Raw genomic sequence first — 18960 nt, 5'->3', positions numbered from 1 at the left:
CGTCCCGCCCTGCGGGACGATTGCCCACACGGTGGTGTGCGGGGTTAGGGCGGCGGGACGATTGCCCACACGGTGGTGGGCGGGGGCGGGGCTTGGGGCGGCGGGGCGACTGCCCACACGGTGGTGTGCGGGGTTAGGGCGGCGGGACGATCGCCCACACGGTGGGGGGCGGGGTTTATGCCCACACGTGGTCGGTAAGTGCATCGTTTCCGCGGGCGTAGCCTCGGGATTATGAACTCGTACGGATCCTTTCCCGGGGCGCGGCCGCGGCGGCTGCGGACGACGCCTGCCATGCGGCGGATGGTGGCCGAGACGCGGCTGCACCCCGCCGATCTGATCCTCCCCGCGTTCGTACGCGAGGGGATCACCGAGCCCGTGCCGATCCAGGCCATGCCCGGAGTCGTCCAGCACACCCGTGACACCCTACGGAAGGCCGCCGCCGAGGCGCTGGAGGCCGGGGTCTCCGGGATCATGCTCTTCGGCGTGCCCGAGGACGAGAAGAAGGACGCCGCCGGTACGGCCGGGACCGACCCGGACGGCATCCTGCAGGTCGCCATCCGCGACGTGAAGGCCGAGGTCGGCGACGAGCTCGTCATCATGTCGGACCTCTGCCTCGACGAGTACACCGACCACGGCCACTGCGGCGTCCTCGACGCCGAGGGACGCGTCGACAACGACGCCACGCTGGAACGTTACGCCGAGATGGCCCAGGTCCAGGCCGACGCCGGCGTCCACGTCGTGGGGCCCTCCGGGATGATGGACGGCCAGGTCGGCGTCGTCCGGGACGCCCTCGACACCATCGGCAAGGAGGACGTGTCGATCCTCGCGTACACCGCGAAGTACTCCTCCGCCTTCTACGGCCCCTTCCGCGAGGCCGTCGGCTCCTCCCTCCGCGGCGACCGCAAGACCTACCAGCAGGACCCCGCCAACCTGCGGGAGTCCCTGCGGGAGCTCGCGCTCGACCTGGAGGAGGGCGCCGACATGGTGATGGTGAAGCCCGCAGGGCCCTATCTCGACGTGCTCGCGAAGGTCGCCGAGTCCGTGGACGTGCCCGTCGCCGCGTACCAGATCAGCGGCGAGTACGCGATGGTCGAGGCCGCCGCCGAGAAGGGCTGGATCGACCGCGACAAGGCCATCCTGGAGACCCTCACCGGCATCCGCCGGGCCGGCGCCCAGATGATCCTCACCTACTGGGCCACCGAGGTCGCCCAGAACCTGGGGTCGGCTCGCCACTGAACGCCGTCCGGCGCACTCTGGAGAGGTAGCCGACAGGTACCTCGCTGGAGGTGGTCCTCATGATGCACACGCTTGTCGGATGGCATGTGGAAATGGAGTTCCAGGAGGAGGGCGACCGGACACGGGCCGCGGCCATGGTCCGGCTCAGCGACGGCACCGAGTTCCGGGCCCACGGCACCGCGAACCGTCACCCCTCCGATCCGGAGCAGCTGCGGGTGGGCGAGGAGATCGCCGGGGCGCGCGCCCTGATGGACCTCGCTTCCCAGCTGCTCCAGAAGGCGCACACCGAGATCGACGAGGTGTCGGGCCGGACCTCGCACTCCCTTCGGTGACGAGGCTCGGTGACGAGATTCGCTGACGAGGTTCGCTGACGAGGTTCGTTGACGACATGCGTCGACGGCGAAGCCCCCGGCACGGGACTCCCGTGCCGGGGGCTTCGTCCTCAGGCCTCGCGGCCGGGGAGCGTCAGAGGCGCTCGGGCGTCCTGATGCCCAGGAGGGCCATGCCCTGGTGGAGCGTGCGGGCGGTCAGGTCGCAGAGGAAGAGGCGGTTCTCCGCGACCTCCTGCGCCGGCGCCGGCTTGATGACCGGGCACTGGTCGTAGAACGTCGTGTACAGCGAGGCGAGCTGGTACAGGTACGCCGTGAGCTTGTGCGGCGCGTACTCCGAGGCCGCCTCCGACACCGTCTCGGCGAACTGGTCCAGGTGCAGGCCCAGCGCACGCTCCGCCGGAGCCAGCTCCAGCTCCGGGTGGGCCAGCGGCGTACGGTCCCCCGCCTTCCCGAAGATCGACCTGATCCGCGCGTACGCGTACTGCAGGTACACCGAGGTGTCGCCGTTCAGCGAGACCATCTGGTCCAGGTCGAACTTGTAGTCACGCGCGGCGGACGTCGACAGGTCGGCGTACTTGACCGCGCCGATGCCCACGTACTGGCCGTTCTCGACGATCTCCGACTCGGTGAGACCCACCTTCTCGGCCTTCTCGCGCACCACCGTCGTCGCGCGGTCCACCGCCTCGTCCAGCAGGTCAACAAGCCGCACCGTCTCGCCCTCGCGGGTCTTGAACGGCTTGCCGTCCTTGCCGAGGACCGTGCCGAAGGCCAGCTGGACGGCCTTCACGTCGTCGTTCAGCCAGCCCGCCCGGCGGGCCGTCTCGAAGACCATCTTGAAGTGCAGCGACTGCCGGGCGTCCACCACGTACAGCAGGGTCGTCGCCTTCAGGTTCCGCACCCGGTCACGGATCGCGGACAGGTCCGTCGCCGCGTACCCGAAACCGCCGTCGGACTTCTGGACGATCAGCGGCGTCGGGTTGCCGTCCGGGCCCTTCACGTCGTCGAAGAACACGCACAGCGCACCCTCGGAGCGGACCGCGACGCCCGACTCCTCCAGGATCTGGCAGGTCTCCGCCAGCATGTCGTTGTAGCCGGACTCGCCGACCACGTCGGCGTCCCGGATGTCCATGTCGAGCTTGTCGAAGACCGAGTAGAAGTAGATCTTCGACTCGTCGACGAACCGCTGCCACAGCGCGAGCGTCTCCTCGTCACCGGCCTGCAGGTCCACCACACGCGCGCGGGCCCGCGTCTTGAACTCCTCGTCGGAGTCGAACAGGGCACGCGAGGCCTTGTACAGCCGGTTCAGGTTCGACATGGCCTCCTCACCGGAGACCTCGCCGCCGTCCTCGGCCTTGTGGTCCAGCTCGTGCGGGTGCTCGATCAGGTACTGGATGAGCATGCCGAACTGGGTGCCCCAGTCGCCGATGTGGTGCCGGCGGACCACGCTCTCGCCAGTGAACTCCAGGATCTCGACCATCGCCGCGCCGATCACCGCCGAGCGCAGGTGGCCGACGTGCATCTCCTTCGCCACGTTCGGCTGGGCGTAGTCGATGACCGTCGTCCCCGCCGACTCGTTGAACGGCACGCCGAGCCGGGCGTCGGCGGCGCGGGCCGCGAGGGTCCGCACGATCGCCGCGTCCGTGACCGTGATGTTCAGGAAGCCGGGGCCCGACACCTCGATCTCCGCGAGGACGTCGTTCTCCGGGATCGCGGCGACCACCTGGGTCGCCAGCTCACGCGGATTGCCCTTGAGCCGCTTGGCGAGCGCCAGGATGCCGTTGGCCTGGAAGTCGGCCCGGTCGCTTCGTCGCAGCAGCGGGTCGGCGGAGCCAGCTTCCGGCAGAGCCGCCGAGAGGCCGTCCGCGAGGCGCTGCTGCACGGTCGAAGCGAGGGAAGGGACCGAGGCCATGAGCTTCCGTTCCTGTTGAGTTCGTCAGGTCTGATTCGCTTGTCAAGTGTCCCATGGCGGCGCAACGTGAATTTCCCGCCTGTGGACAACCTCGGGCTGTGGACAACCTCGGAGAGTGTTGTTCCGTCTGGGAGAATGGCTTACGCAGGGCCGTCAGGCAGAACCCCCTCAGGAAGAAGGACGTACCGACCGTGGCTCAGAGCAGCACCGAGACCGACTGGGTCTCCCGTTTCGCGGACGAGGTCATCGCCGAGTCGGAGCGACGTGCGCCTGGCAAACCGGTCGTCGTCGCCTCCGGCCTCTCCCCGTCCGGCCCGATCCACCTCGGCAACCTCCGCGAGGTCATGACCCCGCACCTCGTCGCCGACGAGATCCGCCGCCGCGGCCACCAGGTCAGGCACCTCATCTCCTGGGACGACTACGACCGCTACCGCAAGGTGCCGAACGGCATCGAGGGCATCGACGCGTCCTGGGCCGAGCACATCGGCAAGCCGCTGACCTCCGTCCCGGCCCCCGCCGGCTCGCCCCACCCCAACTGGGCCGAGCACTTCAAGGCCGCCATGGTCGAATCGCTGGCCGAGCTCGGCGTCGAGTACGACCCCATCAGCCAGACCGAGCAGTACACCGCCGGCGCCTACCGCGAGCAGATCCTGCACGCCATGAAGCACCGCGCCGACATCGACGCCATCCTCGACCAGTACCGGACGAAGAAGGCACCGAAGAAGCAGTCGCAGAAGCCCGTCGACGAAGCCGAACTCGAAGCCGAGCTGGGCTCCGGCGCGGCGAGCGAGGACGACGGCTCCGGCGGCGCCTCCGGCTACTTCCCGTACAAGCCGTACTGCGGCCAGTGCGAGAAGGACCTCACCACCGTCACCTCGTACGACGACGACAGCACCGAGCTCGCCTACACCTGCGCGAACTGCGGCTTCTCCGAGACCGTGAAGCTCAGCGAGTTCAACCGCGGCAAGCTCGTCTGGAAGGTCGACTGGCCCATGCGCTGGGCCTACGAGGGCGTCATCTTCGAGCCCTCCGGCGTCGACCACTCCTCGCCCGGTTCGTCCTTCGTCGTCGGCGGCCAGATCGTCCGCGAGATCTTCGACGGCGTCCAGCCCATCGGCCCCATGTACGCCTTCGTCGGCATCAGCGGCATGGCCAAGATGTCCTCCTCACGCGGTGGCGTACCGACCGCCGCCGACGCGCTGAAGATCATGGAAGCCCCGCTGCTGCGCTGGCTGTACGCGCGCCGCAAGCCCAACCAGTCCTTCAAGATCGCCTTCGATCAGGAGATCCAGCGGCTCTACGACGAGTGGGACAAGCTGGAGGCCAAGGTCGCCGACGGCACCGTCCTGCCCGCCGACGCCGCCGCCCACTCCCGCGCCGCCCGCACCGCCGCCGGAGAGCTCCCGCGCACCCCGCGCCCGCTCCCGTACCGGACGCTCGCCTCCGTCATGGACATCACCGCCGGACACGACGAGCAGACCCTCCGGATCCTCACCGAACTCGACCCGGAGAACCCCGTCACCTCCCTCGACGAGGTCCGGCCCCGGCTCGACCGCGCCGAGAACTGGATCACCAGCCAGGTCCCCGCCGACCAGCGCACCATCGTCCGCGAGGAGCCCGACACCGAGCTCCTCGGCTCCCTCGACGACCAGGGCCGCGAGTCGCTCCGGCTGCTCCTGGAGGACCTCGACACCCACTGGTCGCTCGACGGGCTCACCACCCTCGTCTACGGCGTCCCGAAGGTCATGGCCGGCCTCGACCCCGAGGCCAAGCCGACGCCCGAGCTGAAGCTCGCTCAGCGCGCCTTCTTCGCCCTGCTGTACAAGCTCCTCGTCAGCCGGGAGACCGGCCCCCGCCTGCCCACGCTGCTGCTCGCCGTGGGCGCGGACCGGGTGAGGAAGCTGCTCGGGGCGTGACCCATGCGAAGGGGCCGCCACCCGATCCGGGTGGCGGCCCCTTCGCATGCGCCGGCGCGTCGGTCAGGCCGGGTCGTGCTCGGCCATCTCCTGGCGGATCTGGTCCCGGACCTCCGGGACCAGCCGGCTCAGCAGCTCGACGTGCGTGTCAGGGAACTCGGCCAGACCGTAGTGCTCGGCCAGCCGCTTCCGGAGCTCCTCGTCCTCGATGAACTGCCGGGTCTCCTCCGCGTACAGCCGCGTGATCTTGTACACGGCCTCCTTGAAGTCGTCCGTCGGCGGCTCTTCCAGGTACTCCGGGTACGGCGCGAACGACTCCGGGCCCTGCTCCTGGCCCGGGCCCGGGACGGGAGCGTCCTCCGGGCCGAGCGGTACGGCGACCGGAGTGGGCGCCAGACCATCGACGTACTGCGGGTCGTACGCCGTCTCGTGGGCCTCGGTCGGCAGCTGCGGCGCCTGGAACCAGGGACTGTCGTGGTTCGGCGCCTCCGGCTGGCCCTGGGGCTGCTGCGACTGCGGGGGAAGCTGGGGCTGACCCGGCTGACCCGGCTGGGGCAGCTGCGGCTGTTGAGGGGCCTGGGACACCTGCTGGAGCTGAGGCTGCACCTGCACCTGCGGCTGCGGAGGCAGCAGCGCCGGCTCGATGCCCGCCGCCGCCAGGCCCGCCGCCGCCGTCTCCGCCAAGGGAACCCCGTAGCGGGCCAGGCGCAACGGCATCAACGCCTCCACCGGCGCCTTGCGACGCCAGCTCCGGCCGTAACGGGCCTGCAGACGCGCCTGGTAGATCAACCGCTCCTGCTCCAGCTTGATCACCTGCTCGTACGAGCGCAGCTCCCACAGCTTCATCCGGCGCCACAACCGGAACGTCGGCACCGGAGACAGCAGCCAGCGCGTCAGCCGGACACCCTCCATGTGCTTGTCCGCCGTGATGTCCGCGATCCGGCCCACGGCATGACGCGCCGCCTCGACCGCCACCACGAACAGCACCGGGATCACCGCGTGCATCCCGACACCCAGCGGATCCGGCCACGCCGCCGCACCGTTGAACGCGATCGTCGCCGCCGTCAGCACCCACGCCGTCTGCCGCAGCAACGGGAACGGAATCCGCAGCCACGTCAACAGCAGATCAAGCGCGAGCAGCACACAGATGCCCGCGTCGATACCGATCGGGAAGAAGTAGGAGAACGTGCCGAAGCCCTTGTCCATCGCGAGCTCGCGCACCGCGGCGTACGAACCCGCGAAACCGATCCCCGCGATGATCAGCGCACCGGCGATGACGAGGCCGATGAGTATCCGGTGTGTGCGTGTCAGCTGCATCGCGGCCACCCGCGATCCCCTCCCCGTCATTCGACATCCCGCGCGCACAGAGTGGCACATGCACACGGAGCCCGGCCCCCGGGGGAGGGACGGGCTCCGCACGCACGTGCCACTGTGCGCAGGTTTGTGACTACTTGTTGGCCACTCGCCGCACTACTTGTTCGCGGTGGCGACCGCGGCCACCGCCTCCTTGGCCGCCTTCACCGCGCCCTCCATGATCGTCTTATCCGACGGGGTGGCCGCGCCCGCGTACCCGGCACCGTTGTACGAGAGCAGCACCAGGACGTTGCCCGTACGCGCCACGACAGAGGCGTACACGAAGTCCTCGTCGGTCTTCCGCACCTGGTACGCGACGGTCTTCGCCTCGTCGCCGATGCCCGTGGCCGTCGCCGTACGAAGCTTCTTGGCGCTCGGTGTCTCCTCGACCTTCGCCAGCTCCTTCGCGAGGTTCACCCCCGCCCGCTCCTGACCGCTGCCGAGCGACACGTCCGACTCGTACCGGTAGAACGACACGTCCAGCCAGCGGTACTGCGAGCCCTTCACGCCCTTGTCCGCGAGACCGTTCCACGAACAGCCGCCACGGCTGCTGAGATCGCTGGACGGAGCGGGCGTGCCGTTCTTCGTCTTCGCCTTGGGCACCAGCGAAGCCGTCGTCTTGGCGGAGATCGCCTTGCACGCCTGGGGCAGCTTCGCGAACTTCGCCGGCTCGACCGTCTTCGTCGTCTGCGAGGGCGAAGGAGTGGCGGACGCCGAAGCGCCACCCTTGTCCTTCGACCCGGCCCCGTCACCGGAGTCCGATGAGCAGCCGGCGACGACGAGCATCACCGGGACGGCGGCGCAGGCGAGTATGCGGGTGAGTCGCGGGGCTGATCGCTGCATGGTTCCTTCAGTCGCTTGTCGTGCGGTCCGGCCGGAGGTCCGGCGGCCACGGGCACGGGTGCTGGTGGGCCACGGGTACGGCGACACGTTACGTGGTCGCCGCCGCGTCACGGTGCGGAGCCGAACCGCTACTCCTCCAGGCGCTCGGCGAGCAGCCGCGCCAGATTCCGGGCCTTTTCCTGCAGCTCTTGGCTGTCCGGGGCCTCGACCGAACCCGCCGTCCGCTCCCGGTAGGAGACGGTCACGATGACGTTCGATGTGCGGAACACCACGCTGACGGCACGCTCGGAGCCCTTCGCGCCGACCGTGCTCACGACGTCGTTCACGTACGCGACGTCCCCGAGGCCTTCGAGAACGCGGGGTTCGAGGCCGGTGGAGACGAGGTCGCCGGGGGGCGTGGGGCCGGTGGGGGCGGCGGTGCCGGTGGTCGCGGTGGTGGTGCCGGTGGGCGTGCCGGTGCCCGTGGGCGGCTGGGGAGACGGGGTGCCGGTCGGTGCGGCGGTGCCCTGCGGGGTCTTCCCCGGGGTCTGGCCGGGGGCGGCGCTCCCGCCCGGGGCCGTGGCGCTCGACGTGGCTGTGGGGTGGGTGGGATCGACGGGGTTCGTGGGGGTCGGCGGGGCCGTCGGGGGCAGGGGGATGCCCGCCGCCAGCTGTTTGCGGACGTACACCTCCTGCGCCCGGGCGTCGTCGCTGACGGCCGTGTCGTACGACACGACCCGCTCGACGTCGAGCACGAGACGGTGCGAGATGTCCGGCGTATCGGCCCTCCACGTGCAGCCGACGCGCCGGTCGGTGTCGTAGGTCACCGCCGCGACGCCCCGGTACGCCTTGTCGCGCTCGGCGTCGGCGAGCGCGGCGGCGCCGGGGAGCAGGTCCCTGAGCGTGGCGTGCGAGACGGAGCCGCAGGGCTCGAAGAGCGTGCGGTAGCGGCCGGGGGGCGCGACGGGCGCGGCGCGGCCGGCCTTGGCGTCCACGGCGATGTCGTCCGCCGGTTTGTCGGCGGAGCATCCGGTGAGGCCGATCCCGAGGCCGAGGCCGATGGTGAGGACGACGGCGGTGCGCGCCGCGGACCCCGTGCGGCCGGGGGCGTACCTCTTTCGCTGCACGGTCCCAGGCTCCCTTCTCCCGAAGTCTTTCCCGAAAACTGTTTGCCGCGCGAACCCGGCCGATGGACACAATGTCTATCGCACACGCAGCTGTTGATGCCGGTCCGCTGTCACCTGTACGGGCTTTGGCTCCGGTTTTTGCGTTATCAGACTTTTTGGGGGAATCGAGGAAGTATGTCGTACGTAGAGGTACCGGGGGCGAAAGTACCGATCCGCATGTGGGCCGACCCCGCCACGGTCGAGGGCGGGGCCATGCAGCAGCTGCAGAACGTGGCGACGCTGCCGTGGATCAAGGGACTGGCCGTGATGCCGGACGTGCACTACGGCAAGGGCGCGACGGTCGGTTCGGTGATCGCGATGCAGGGGGCGGTGTGTCCGGCGGCGGTCGGTGTGGACATCGGCTGCGGGATGTCGGCGGTCAAGACGTCACTGACGGCGAACGACCTGCCGGGCGACCTGTCACGGCTGCGGTCGAAGATCGAACAGGCGATTCCGGTGGGCCGGGGGATGCACCGCTCGGAGGTGGACCCGGGGCGGCTGTACCAGTTCCCTACGGCGGGGTGGGGTGACTTCTGGTCGCGGTTCGACGGGGTCGCGGATGCGGTCAAATTCCGTCATGAACGGGCGCGACAGCAGATGGGAACGCTCGGAAGTGGAAACCACTTCATCGAGTTCTGTCTCGACGAGTCGGGTGCGGTCTGGCTGATGCTGCACTCCGGGTCCCGGAACATCGGCAAGGAGCTCGCCGAGTACCACATCGGCGAGGCGCAGAAGCTGCCGCACAACCAGGGGCTCGTCGACCGCGACCTGGCGGTGTTCGTCGCGGAGACCCCGCAGATGGCGGCCTACCGGAACGACCTCTTCTGGGCGCAGGAGTACGCGAAGTACAACCGCGCGATCATGATGGCGCTGTTCCAGGAGGTCGTCCGCCGGGAGTTCCGCAAGGCGCGGGTGACCTTCGACCAGGTGATCTCCTGCCATCACAACTACGTGGCGGAGGAGCAGTACGAGGGCATGGACCTGTTGGTCACCCGGAAGGGCGCGATCCGGGCCGGCTCCGGGGAGTTCGGGATCATCCCGGGCTCGATGGGCACCGGTTCGTACATCGTGAAGGGCCTCGGCAACGCGGCCTCGTTCAACTCGGCCTCCCACGGAGCCGGCCGGAAGATGAGCCGGAGCGCGGCGAAGCGGCGCTTCTCGACGCGGGACCTCGAGGAGCAGACGCGGGGTGTGGAGTGCCGTAAGGACTCCGGCGTCGTGGACGAGATTCCGGGCGCCTACAAGCCGATCGAGAAGGTGATCGACCAGCAGCGCGACCTGGTGGAGGTCGTCGCGAAGCTGAAGCAGGTCATCTGTGTGAAGGGCTGAGCCGGTGCACGGGTGAGGGCGGGAGGGGTCGGCGCGATGCGCCGGCCCCTCCCGTGTTTCTACAGCTCGCGGTGGATCTTGGTGTTGGAGGCCTGGGCTCGGGGGCGGACGATCAGGAGGTCGATGTTGACGTGTGGGGGGCGGGTGCAGGCCCAGGTGATGGTGTCGGCCACGTCGTCCGCCGTGAGGGGTTCGGCCACGCCGGCGTAGACCTTGGCGGCCTTGTCGGTGTCGCCGCGGAAGCGGGTCGTGGCGAACTCGTCGGTCTTGACCATGCCCGGGGCGACCTCGATGACGCGGACCGGGGTGCCGACGATCTCCAGGCGGAGGGTCTCGGCGAGGACGCGGGCGCCGTTCTTCGCGGCGACGTAGCCCGCGCCGCCCTCGTACGTGGAGTGGCCGGCGGTGGAGGAGATGACGACGACCGTGCCGTCGCCGCTCGCCGTGAGGGCCGGGAGCAGTGCCTGGGTCACGTTGAGGGTGCCGATGACGTTGACCTCGTACATCTGGCGCCAGTCGGCGGGGTCGCCGGTGGCGACGGGGTCGGCTCCGAGGGCGCCGCCGGCGTTGTTGACGAGGACGGCGAGGGTCGGGAACGCGGTGGCGAACTCGTCGACGGCGGCGCGGTCGGTGACGTCGAGGGCGTAGGCGGTGGCCTGGTGGCCGGCCTGCTTGATCTCGGCGGCCAGGGCTTCGATGCGGTCCTTGCGGCGGGCGGTGAGGACCACGCGGTAGCCGGCGGCGGCCAGTTGCCTGGCCGTGGCGGCGCCGATTCCGCTGCTCGCTCCGGTGACGACAGCGATGGGGGTACCGGGGGCGGTCATGTCGGGTGCTCCTCGCGCAGGTGGTCGATTCGTCGATCGCCCGGCCAGGATAGGTGGGGCCGCCGGTCAGCGGCCTCGTGGGGCGTACATGATCAGGGCCATGCCGGCAAGGCAGACGAGGGCGCCGATGACGTCCCAGCGGTCGGGTCGGTAGCCGTCCGCCGCCATGCCCCAGACGAGGGATCCCGCCACGAACACTCCGCCGTAGGCGGCGAGGACGCGGCCGAACTCGGCGTCGGGCTGGAGGGTGGCGACGAAGCCGTAGACGCCGAGGGCGAGGACGCCGCCGCCGATCCAGATCCAGCCGCGGTGCTCGCGGACGCCTTGCCAGACGAGCCAGGCGCCGCCGATCTCGAAGAGGGCCGCGAGCGCGAAGAGGGCGATGGAGCGGACGGTCAGCATGGGGTGAGCGTCCCATGGGACACGCTGGCTGATGGATTGTCAGACTATGGGATGGTCTGTAGGTATTTTGGGCTCATGCGTGGAATGCGGAAGGGTGTGCTCGGGGTCGCTCTCGCGGCGACGGTGGCGGCGGCGACGGTGGTCTGGGGTGCGGGCGTGAGTGCCGGTGCCGATGCCGGTGTCAGCGCTGTGGGGCCGGTGGGCGGGGGCGAGGCGGATCTGGCCCATCACGGTCATGTCTCTCTCTGGGACGGCAGGGTCGGTGTCTGGCTGGTCAGTGAGAACCACGGGCCCTCGGACCTCTCCCAGGCGACGGTCCGGCTGGCCTTCTCCGAGCCGATGGCGGGTGGTCAGGCGCTGCCGCCGGCCTGTCTGTGGAGCAGCGACCGGGTCGTGTCGTGCCGGACGGGTGAGCTGCGGGCCGTGGGTGGCGTCGGTGAGCTGGCGCTCGATCTGCGGACCGCGGGGCTTCCCGACGAGCTGACCGTGGACATCACCACGGTCTGGCGGGACGGGGTGGCCGACCGGAACCCGGTGAACGACCAGCACCGTGTGCTGGTGCTCGCCACCGGTGACCCGTACGTCTTCTGACGCGGGCTCCGGTCAGCGGCCGCTCGTCCACTGGACGTAGCCGTCGGGGCGGACCAGTACCGCCGTCCGGCGTGCCGGGTCCGTCCAGGTGGCCCGTATGAGGTGCTTCGGGGAGACCGGGGCGGTGCCGGGCAGGGCCGGGGGTTCGCCCTCGGGGGCGATCAGGACGAACTCGCCGCCGCGCAGCAGTTCGTAGAGCCGTCCCTCGCGCAGTCGCAGGTCCGGCGCGCGGCGGCCCGCGGGGCGGCCGGCGCCCGCCGGGGGCGCGTACGCGATGCCGATGCCGCTGATCATGCCCATGGCGCGGGCGGAGGCGGGCCGTACCGCGTTGAGGAAGCGGGCGGCGAGGGAGCGGGCGGCGCGGGTGAGCGGGGTGTGGGCCATCGCGAGGCGCACGATCGCGCCGCTGCTGCGGAGCACCATGGCGCCGACCGGGTGGCGCTCGGACTGGTAGCTGTCGAGGAGTGCCTCGGGGTCGGGTGCCTCGCCGCGCAGGACGGCGGTGAGCTTCCAGGAGAGGTTGGCGGCGTCCTGGAGGCCGGTGTTCATGCCCTGGCCGCCGGCGGGGGAGTGGACGTGGGCGGCGTCCCCGGCGAGGAAGACCCGGCCGACGCGGTACGCCGGGGCCTGGCGCTCGTCGCTGTGGAAGCGGGAGATCCAGCGGGGGTCGTGCATGCCGAGGTCGGTGCCGAAGGCGCGGCGGGTGATCTCGCGGACCTCGTCCAGGTCGACGGGTTCGCTGTCGGCGACCTGGCGGGTGCGGCTCCAGCCCATCACCCGGTACCAGCCGTCGCCGAAGGGGGCGAGGAAGGCGAAGGTGTCGCCTGAGCCGCTGACGGTGAACGATTCGGCGGGTTCCTCGGCGAGGCGGACATCGGCGAGGACGATGGAGCGGATCACGGAGCCGCCCGGGAAGGGCAGGCCGAGGGCGGTGCGGACCACGCTGCGGACGCCGTCCGTGCCGACGAGGTGGTCGGCGGTGAGGGTGAGCGGGGTCCCGTCCTGGTCGGTGAGCTCGGCCGTGACCGTGTCGGCGTCCTGGCGCAGTCCGCGGAGCTCCGTCCCGTACCGGAAGGTGACTCCCGCGGCGACCGCGCGGCGCTCCAGGAGGCGCTCGACCTCGTACTGCGGGGTGACGAGCAGGTGGTTGAAGCGGCTGGGCAGTCGGGTGAGGTCGAGGTCGAGGCGGCCGAAGAGCCGGGCGCGGCTGAGGGTCGTGCCCGTCCGGAGGAGTTCGTCCGCGAGGCCGCGGGCGTCGAGCTGCTCCAGGGTGCGGGCGTGGACGCCGAAGGCGCGGGTCATGTTGGCGAGGCCGTGCGGACGGCGCTCGACGAGGGTGACGTCGATGCCGGCGGCGGCGAGGTCGCCGGCGAGGAGCAGGCCGGTGGGGCCGGCGCCGATGACGAGTACCTGGGTGTCGGTGGCGGTCTCGGTGTCCGTGTCGGTCTTCTTCGTGGTGCTCATGGCTGCCTCCAGGGTGCCCACGATCGTTGGCCAACGGGCGTTGGTCAACGCTTGTTGGCAACTGTAGGGGCGCCTCGGTGGTGTGTCAACGCCTGTTGGCCTACAGTCGTTGATATGACGACCGCCCGCCGCTCCGACGCCACCAGAGCCGCCATCCTGGAGGCCGCCCGCGAGCGCTTCGCCTCCGACGGGTACGACCGCGCCACCATCCGGGCCATCGCCCGTGACGCCGGGATCGATCCGTCGATGGTGATGCGCTACTACGGCAACAAGGAGGGTCTGTTCGCGGCCGCCTCCGAGATCGAGATCGGCATGCCCGAACTGGGCGCGCTGCCCGCGCAGCACATCGGGGCCGTCCTGGTCACCCACTTCGTGGAGCGCTGGGAGCGGGACGAGGTCCTCACCGGGATGCTGCGGGTCGGTGTCACCAACGCCGCCGGGGCCGAACGGATGCGGGAGATCTTCGCCCAGCAGCTCGGGCCGATCACCCGGGGCGTCTGCCCCGATCCGGCGGAGGCGCCGCACCGGGCGGCGCTCGTCGCGTCCCAGATCCTCGGGATGGCGCTCACCCGCTACGTCCTGCGGCTGCCGCCGGCCGTCGACATGTCCGCCGAGGAGATCGTGGCCTGGCTGGGTCCGACCGTGCAGCGCTATCTGACGGCCGAGGCGCCCTGACGGGCGGGTCGGTCCGAGGGCCGGTCGGTCTGAGGGGCGGCTCGGTCCGAGGGTCCGGTCGGGCCGGCTGTCGGGCCCGACATCCGGGGCGTCAGGCCGTCGTCGCGCCGCCGAATTCGCGTACCGCGTCGGAGACGATCTCCTCCAGACGGCTGTGGTGCGCGCCGCGCCAGTACACCCGGCCGCACCCCACGCACTCCGCGAACACGTCGTACGTCTTCTCCGTGCCCCGCTCCAGACGCTCGCGGACCGCGTCCTTGTCGGTGTCGCTCAGTTCCCCGTTGCACGCCGTGCACCGCGTCCACGGCGCGAGCGGGGGCGCGAACCGCTCGAGGACGTCGCGGAGCTGCTCGTCCGGCCGGTCGCTGTAGACGTACGCGCCCGCCCACAGTTCGCGGCGGCGCAGCAGACCGCGGTCCCGCGAGAGCATGACGCGCCGCTCCCGCGCGGAGAGCGCGGCGAGCGCCGGGTCGCCGATGTCCGCGCTCTCGTACGCCGCGTCCACCCCGAGCAGCCTCAGCCGCCGGGCCAGCGTGCCCAGGTGTACGTCGAGCAGGAACCGGAGCGGTGCGCCCGGCACCGGCTGCGGACGGGCCACGCCCTCCACCACGACCGTCTCGCCCGCGACCGGGACGTGCGAGGTGTCGACGGGCAGCCCGTCCACCAGGAGCGTCCCGGCCTCCGTGAGGGGTACGCCGAGCGACTCCACGACATGGCCGAGCGAGGAGGCGCCGTCCGTGGTCACGGTCGTGCTGCCCGCGCGCCGCTCCGGCGAGACGAAGAGCCCGAGGCCGGGGGCGAAGCTGATCTGGATCTCCGGTCCGTTCACGGGGACAGGATCGCATCGGGGAGGGACGGGCGGCCAGGGAATTCGGTGCCGGTGGCGGTCGCCGCAGGTGGTGGCGGGCGCAGTGCGGTCGGTCGGGCGAGGGCCGGGCGGCGGGTCTCGTGGGGTGCGCGGTACCGTCCCGCCATGAAGATCATCGACCTCGAGCTCGGCGACCCCCGCCTTGAGAGCGACCTCCTGCCGGTCCTCTCCGAACTCCGCCCCCACCTCACCCCGGAGCTCTTCCGCGAGGTCCACGAGGCCGGCCACCCGCAGGGGCTCCGTTTCACCGCCGCGTACGCGGACGACGGCCGCTGCGTCGGCGCGGCCGGCTGGCGGATCATCCACAACACGAGCTCCCTGCGCAAGCTCTACGTCGACGACCTCGTGACCGCCGCCGCCAGCCGCTCCACCGGTGTCGGCCACGCGCTCGTCGCCCACCTGGAGGCCCGGGCGCGCGCCGCCGGCTGCCACGAGCTCAACCTGGACTCCGGCACCCACCGCACCGGCGCCCACCGCTTCTACCTGCGCGAGCGCTTCGACATCGTGGCCTTCCACTTCACCCGGCCGCTCACCGCGCCGGAGGACGCCTCCTAGGGCTGTCGTCCCGATCAGGCCGGGGTCAGGCCCCTGACACTCCACGGGCGTACGCCGTCGGCGGCACCCCGATCGTCGCCGTGAAGTCCCGTACGAGATGGGCCTGGTCGCTGTATCCCAGCTCGGCCGCGAGGGCCGCCCAGTCCGGGGTGCCCTCCGCCGCCTCGGCGCGTTCCAGGGCCTCGTGGATGCGGTAGCGCAGGATCACCCACTTCGGGCCGACGCCGACACGGCTCGCGAAGAGACGCTGGAGGGAACGCGCGGACAGGCCCGTCGCCGAGACCAGCCGGGAGACCCTGCGGACCGACCGGTCCGCGCGGATCAGGTCGACGAGCTCCATGGCCCGAGCCGCGTCCGGATCCGGAGCGGGGCCGTGGGCCAGGAGGAAGGCGTCGAGCGCCGCCACGCGCGCGTGGTCGGCGTCGGGGGAGAGGACGGCCGACAGCGGGTCGGTGTCGGGGAAGAGGGCGGCCGGCGATGGGTCGGTTTCCGGGGCCGGCCGCGGGAACGCGTCCGTGAGGGGGACCCGGCGGCCCGTCCAGGCCGACACCGGCCACGCGGGCGCGAAGGGGCGGAAGCCGCCGGGCCGGAACTGCACGCCGCAGACCCGGCCCGCCTCCGTCAGCTTGTGCGTGAACAGACCGAGCCCCACCCCGGCCACCTCGGCGGACACCTCCGCCGCTGCCGCCGGGGCGCCGAGCGCTCCGTACCGCTGGAAGACGATGTTCACCGACGGGTGCGGGACGACGTGGCTCGCGTACGGCTCCGGCAGTTCCCAGTCGATCAGCCAGTAGTGCTCCAGATAGGGCCGCAGTTCGGGTGCCGGGGCGTGGCGGCGGAAGCGGACCCGGGAGAGCAGTTCGGCGGGGTCGACGATGCCCCGGGTGTCCCTGCGGGGAGCGGAAGCGGACATCCTCCGATGCTAGGGATCCTTCGTCGTGCCCGGGATCCTCTCCGTGCCCTGGCGCGTTTCTTCAAGACGCCGGTGGGCATGATCCCCCAGCATCGGTTCCATGACGAACGAAGCCCCGCCCCGTATCGGTGACCTGCTCCGTACCGCCGCCGCGCAGGCCACACCCCTCGTCAGGGCCACCGCCGACGCCTCGCTCGGCGCGCCCACGCCCTGCGCCGAGTACGACGTGCGCGCCCTGCTCAACCATCTCTTCGACGTCGTCGTGAACTTCCAGGCCCTCGCCGCCAAGCAGCCGGCCGACTTCTCCCGCACCCCCGACCGGCTCGCCGACGCGGACTGGCGCGACCTCTTCGAGGCCGAGACCGGCAAGCTCGTCGAGGCCTGGTCGGCTCCCGGTGCCGAGGAGGGCACGTCCGGAGCCATGGGGCTGCCCGCGCGGACCGTCGGGTCCATGGTGCTGCTCGACCTGACCGTGCACGCCTGGGACCTGGCCCGCGCCACCGGGCGGAGCTTCGCGCCCGACCCGGAGGTGGTCGCGGGGCTCGTCGAGGAGGTGGAGGGGATGGCGCCGATGGCCCGGAGGATGAACGTCTTCGGGGAGGCGGTCGACGTGCCCGCGGACGCCACCGTCTTCGAGCGGCTGCTCGCCACGACGGGACGCGATCCGCGCGCCTGAGAGGCTCGGCTCCGCCTCTCAGCGCAGGTCCCCCGGCGAGCCCGGGGAGAGTCGGGAGACGACCTGGCCGAAGGCGTGCTCCTCCGCGGGCGTCAGCTCCACCGACTCCTGGGGGTGCCAGACGCGCTCCAGTGGCGCCCGGGCCCGGTCGCGGGCCCGGGACCGCAGGCTCAGCGACAGCCACACCGCCGTCGAGACGGTGAGCAGACCGGCGAGCGTGATCACACGGGGGTCGGAGAACCGGCCGGGCAAGGACATGACTCACTCCAGGGATTCCTGCTGCTTCCTCCCGGTCTGTTCAGTTAACACCACCATGGGGGGCTTTCGGCAGGGGTCCCGGGACCGCGCTCCCCGCCCCGCTGGGCCCTTCCCGCCCCGGCCGCCGGGCGAGGGCCGGAGGCCCTCTTGTGCGCGCCGGGGAACCGCTCCAAGGTGGCGGAAGAGGCACATTCCGGCCGGGGAGGGAGCAGCCGTATGTCCGGCGCGCAGCCATGGGGATTCACGGACGACAGAGGTACGGAGCTGGGCGCGGCGCGTGTGCCGCGGCGGGTGATCGCATACGTGCGGGCGGGGGCGGCCCTGTGCGACCTGGGCGTGACGCCGGTCGCCGTGTACGGCTCCGGGCACGACGGCGAGGTCCTCGACCCGGCCAAGGAGGGCGGGCTGCGGGCGGCCGGGGTGACCTACCTCGGGCCGGGGCGCGGCCTGGACGAGGCGCGGCTGCGGGAGCTGCGGCCGGACGTGATCGTCGACGTGACCTACGACGGGAAGAGCCCGTACGCGCTCGACGAGGCCGTCGCCGAACGGGCGGGGGTGCCGCTCGTCGCGCTCTCCGTCGGCAACGAGCTGAGGCTGTCGGCGATACTCGGCCGCTTCGGCGCGCTGGCGGTCAGCCTGGGGGCGGCGGGGGCCACGGGGGCGGCGGGGCCGGGCGCCGGAGCAGGTCAGGCCGGCTCATCGGCCTTGCTCCGGGGCGCCGAGGAGGCGCTCCGGGAGGCCGCCGTCCGGAGCGGGCTCGCCGTGCTCGCCCTCTCCGGGGCCGGCCCGGACCAGGTGCACCTGGCACGGCCGCAGGCCTGGCCGGAGCTGGCGCGGCTCGCCGAGCTCGGGGTCCGGCTGGTCGATCCGGGGCACGGGCCCGGCGCCAACTGGCTCACCGGTGACTGGGGCCGCGCCGCCGAGCTCCGTCCCGACCTGGTCCTCTTCGACGACCGGGCCCACGCCACCGCGCCGGACGGGGCCCTGGCCGGTGTCCGGTCCCTGGCGTGGAATCCCGAGACCCCGCCGAGCCCGGCCGCGTACGCCCGCTTCTTCCACGACCTCGCCGAGGCGCTCACATTCTGAGCGGTGGCCACTCACCTCCTGAGCGGTGGCCGCTCACCTCCTGAGCGGTGGCCGCTCACCTCCTGAGCGACGCCCCGAGCTCCCCGACCGGCGGCACCCTCGCACCGGCGGCACCCTCAAGCCGCTGTCGCCGTCACACCGGTGTCGCCGTCAGGCGGGTGCGGCGGAGGGAGTCGGCGAACTCCTCCGCCCGGGCCAGCTGGGCCCGCAGTTCGGCGACCCGTTCCGCCGCGGCCTGTTCGTAGCCGCGGACGCGGGCCAGGAGCGCGGCCCGCTCGTCCGGGTCGAGCTCCGTCTCCGTGCCCGCGCGCTCGGCGGCCAGCCGGTCCACGGCCGTGAGGAGGTCCCGGGTCTCGTCGAGGGTGAAGCCGAGCGGCTTCATCCGGCGGACCACCATCAGCCGGGAGACGTCCGCGTCCGTGTAGAGCGGGAAGCCGCCCGGTGAGGCCGCGGACGGGACGACCAGGCCGCTGTCCTCGTACTGCCGGATCGTGCGCAGGGACAGTTCGGTGCGTGCGGCGACCTCGCCGATCTGCATCGGTTCGCCGGCCACTCGTACGCCTCGTGCCGCTTGTACTCCGCTCA

General features: G+C 71.6%; 20 protein-coding genes. 9 read left to right on the top strand and 11 right to left on the bottom strand.

What is annotated here, in order from left to right:
• The first annotated feature begins 231 nt into the window (after positions 1-231).
• A complete protein-coding gene (gene hemB, locus ACZ4VK_RS25630) occupies positions 232-1236 on the top strand; it encodes a porphobilinogen synthase (RefSeq protein ID WP_468356289.1) in 1005 nt (334 codons plus the stop codon).
• A 62-nt stretch (positions 1237-1298) separates the two neighbouring features.
• Complete coding sequence (locus ACZ4VK_RS25625; protein ID WP_384110686.1) at positions 1299-1568, top strand: DUF1876 domain-containing protein; 270 nt, start codon at positions 1299-1301, stop codon at positions 1566-1568.
• A 133-nt stretch (positions 1569-1701) separates the two neighbouring features.
• Here ACZ4VK_RS25625 and argS read toward each other — a convergent pair whose 3' ends face one another.
• The gene (gene argS, locus ACZ4VK_RS25620; RefSeq protein ID WP_468356286.1) at positions 1702-3477 is read right to left on the bottom strand and encodes an arginine--tRNA ligase; all 1776 of its coding nucleotides are present in this window, start codon (positions 3475-3477) and stop codon (positions 1702-1704) included.
• A 191-nt stretch (positions 3478-3668) separates the two neighbouring features.
• Between argS and lysS the strand changes: the two genes are divergently transcribed.
• Positions 3669-5393 carry a lysine--tRNA ligase gene (gene lysS / locus ACZ4VK_RS25615; protein WP_468356283.1) on the top strand — a complete coding sequence of 575 codons (1725 nt, stop codon included), beginning with the start codon at positions 3669-3671 and terminating at the stop codon, positions 5391-5393.
• A 63-nt stretch (positions 5394-5456) separates the two neighbouring features.
• On the opposite strand, the gene ACZ4VK_RS25610 is transcribed toward lysS, so the two are convergent.
• The 3 genes from ACZ4VK_RS25610 to ACZ4VK_RS25600 all read right to left on the bottom strand — a co-directional run bounded on the left by ACZ4VK_RS25610 (position 5457) and on the right by ACZ4VK_RS25600 (position 8695).
• A complete protein-coding gene (locus ACZ4VK_RS25610) occupies positions 5457-6719 on the bottom strand; it encodes a DUF2637 domain-containing protein (protein WP_468356280.1) in 1263 nt (420 codons plus the stop codon).
• Positions 6720-6863: 144 nt separating this feature from the next.
• Positions 6864-7589: a DUF3558 domain-containing protein gene (locus ACZ4VK_RS25605; RefSeq protein WP_468356277.1), complete on the bottom strand. Its 726-nt coding sequence runs from the start codon at positions 7587-7589 to the stop codon at positions 6864-6866.
• 128 nt (positions 7590-7717) lie between these two features.
• Positions 7718-8695 carry a DUF3558 domain-containing protein gene (locus tag ACZ4VK_RS25600; RefSeq protein ID WP_468356274.1) on the bottom strand — a complete coding sequence of 326 codons (978 nt, stop codon included), beginning with the start codon at positions 8693-8695 and terminating at the stop codon, positions 7718-7720.
• Between the two features lie 174 nt (positions 8696-8869).
• On the opposite strand from ACZ4VK_RS25600, the gene ACZ4VK_RS25595 reads away from it, so the two are divergent.
• On the top strand, positions 8870-10063 hold the full coding sequence (locus ACZ4VK_RS25595; RefSeq protein WP_468356271.1) for an RtcB family protein: 1194 nt from the start codon (positions 8870-8872) through the stop codon (positions 10061-10063).
• Between the two features lie 59 nt (positions 10064-10122).
• Here ACZ4VK_RS25595 and ACZ4VK_RS25590 read toward each other — a convergent pair whose 3' ends face one another.
• Both ACZ4VK_RS25590 and ACZ4VK_RS25585 read right to left on the bottom strand, forming a co-directional pair.
• Positions 10123-10887 carry an SDR family NAD(P)-dependent oxidoreductase gene (locus ACZ4VK_RS25590; protein ID WP_468356268.1) on the bottom strand — a complete coding sequence of 255 codons (765 nt, stop codon included), beginning with the start codon at positions 10885-10887 and terminating at the stop codon, positions 10123-10125.
• A 66-nt stretch (positions 10888-10953) separates the two neighbouring features.
• Positions 10954-11289 (bottom strand): YnfA family protein, encoded by a 336-nt coding sequence (locus ACZ4VK_RS25585; RefSeq protein ID WP_468356265.1) that lies wholly within the window; start codon positions 11287-11289, stop codon positions 10954-10956.
• 75 nt (positions 11290-11364) lie between these two features.
• Between ACZ4VK_RS25585 and ACZ4VK_RS25580 the strand changes: the two genes are divergently transcribed.
• Positions 11365-11880 (top strand): hypothetical protein, encoded by a 516-nt coding sequence (locus tag ACZ4VK_RS25580; RefSeq protein ID WP_468356262.1) that lies wholly within the window; start codon positions 11365-11367, stop codon positions 11878-11880.
• A gap of 12 nt (positions 11881-11892) precedes the next feature.
• Here ACZ4VK_RS25580 and ACZ4VK_RS25575 read toward each other — a convergent pair whose 3' ends face one another.
• Positions 11893-13344 carry an FAD-dependent monooxygenase gene (locus ACZ4VK_RS25575; RefSeq protein WP_468356259.1) on the bottom strand — a complete coding sequence of 484 codons (1452 nt, stop codon included), beginning with the start codon at positions 13342-13344 and terminating at the stop codon, positions 11893-11895.
• Positions 13345-13458: 114 nt separating this feature from the next.
• Between ACZ4VK_RS25575 and ACZ4VK_RS25570 the strand changes: the two genes are divergently transcribed.
• On the top strand, positions 13459-14019 hold the full coding sequence (locus ACZ4VK_RS25570; RefSeq protein WP_468356256.1) for a TetR/AcrR family transcriptional regulator: 561 nt from the start codon (positions 13459-13461) through the stop codon (positions 14017-14019).
• 91 nt (positions 14020-14110) lie between these two features.
• On the opposite strand, the gene ACZ4VK_RS25565 is transcribed toward ACZ4VK_RS25570, so the two are convergent.
• Entirely contained in the window at positions 14111-14848 is a 738-nt protein-coding gene (locus ACZ4VK_RS25565) for a Mut7-C RNAse domain-containing protein (protein ID WP_468356253.1), read from the bottom strand.
• Positions 14849-14992: 144 nt separating this feature from the next.
• Here ACZ4VK_RS25565 and ACZ4VK_RS25560 point away from each other — a divergent pair, with 144 nt between their 5' ends.
• Positions 14993-15442: a GNAT family N-acetyltransferase gene (locus tag ACZ4VK_RS25560; RefSeq protein WP_468356250.1), complete on the top strand. Its 450-nt coding sequence runs from the start codon at positions 14993-14995 to the stop codon at positions 15440-15442.
• Positions 15443-15467: 25 nt separating this feature from the next.
• On the opposite strand, the gene ACZ4VK_RS25555 is transcribed toward ACZ4VK_RS25560, so the two are convergent.
• The gene (locus ACZ4VK_RS25555) at positions 15468-16355 is read right to left on the bottom strand and encodes a DUF6597 domain-containing transcriptional factor (RefSeq protein WP_468356247.1); all 888 of its coding nucleotides are present in this window, start codon (positions 16353-16355) and stop codon (positions 15468-15470) included.
• 100 nt (positions 16356-16455) lie between these two features.
• Between ACZ4VK_RS25555 and ACZ4VK_RS25550 the strand changes: the two genes are divergently transcribed.
• Positions 16456-17031 (top strand): TIGR03086 family metal-binding protein, encoded by a 576-nt coding sequence (locus ACZ4VK_RS25550; RefSeq protein WP_468356244.1) that lies wholly within the window; start codon positions 16456-16458, stop codon positions 17029-17031.
• An 18-nt stretch (positions 17032-17049) separates the two neighbouring features.
• Here ACZ4VK_RS25550 and ACZ4VK_RS25545 read toward each other — a convergent pair whose 3' ends face one another.
• Positions 17050-17289, bottom strand: a complete 240-nt coding sequence (locus tag ACZ4VK_RS25545; protein ID WP_468356241.1) for a hypothetical protein — start codon at positions 17287-17289, stop codon at positions 17050-17052.
• 216 nt (positions 17290-17505) lie between these two features.
• On the opposite strand from ACZ4VK_RS25545, the gene ACZ4VK_RS25540 reads away from it, so the two are divergent.
• Complete coding sequence (locus ACZ4VK_RS25540; RefSeq protein WP_468356239.1) at positions 17506-18375, top strand: ABC transporter substrate-binding protein; 870 nt, start codon at positions 17506-17508, stop codon at positions 18373-18375.
• A 133-nt stretch (positions 18376-18508) separates the two neighbouring features.
• Here ACZ4VK_RS25540 and ACZ4VK_RS25535 read toward each other — a convergent pair whose 3' ends face one another.
• A complete protein-coding gene (locus ACZ4VK_RS25535; protein ID WP_468356384.1) occupies positions 18509-18928 on the bottom strand; it encodes a MerR family transcriptional regulator in 420 nt (139 codons plus the stop codon).
• Positions 18929-18960: the final 32 nt, after the last annotated feature.

This window comes from Streptomyces sp. NPDC028711 (genome assembly GCF_055565415.1).
The sequence above is the reverse complement of the archived record's forward strand: the minus strand, read 5'-3'. Positions and strand labels throughout refer to the sequence as shown.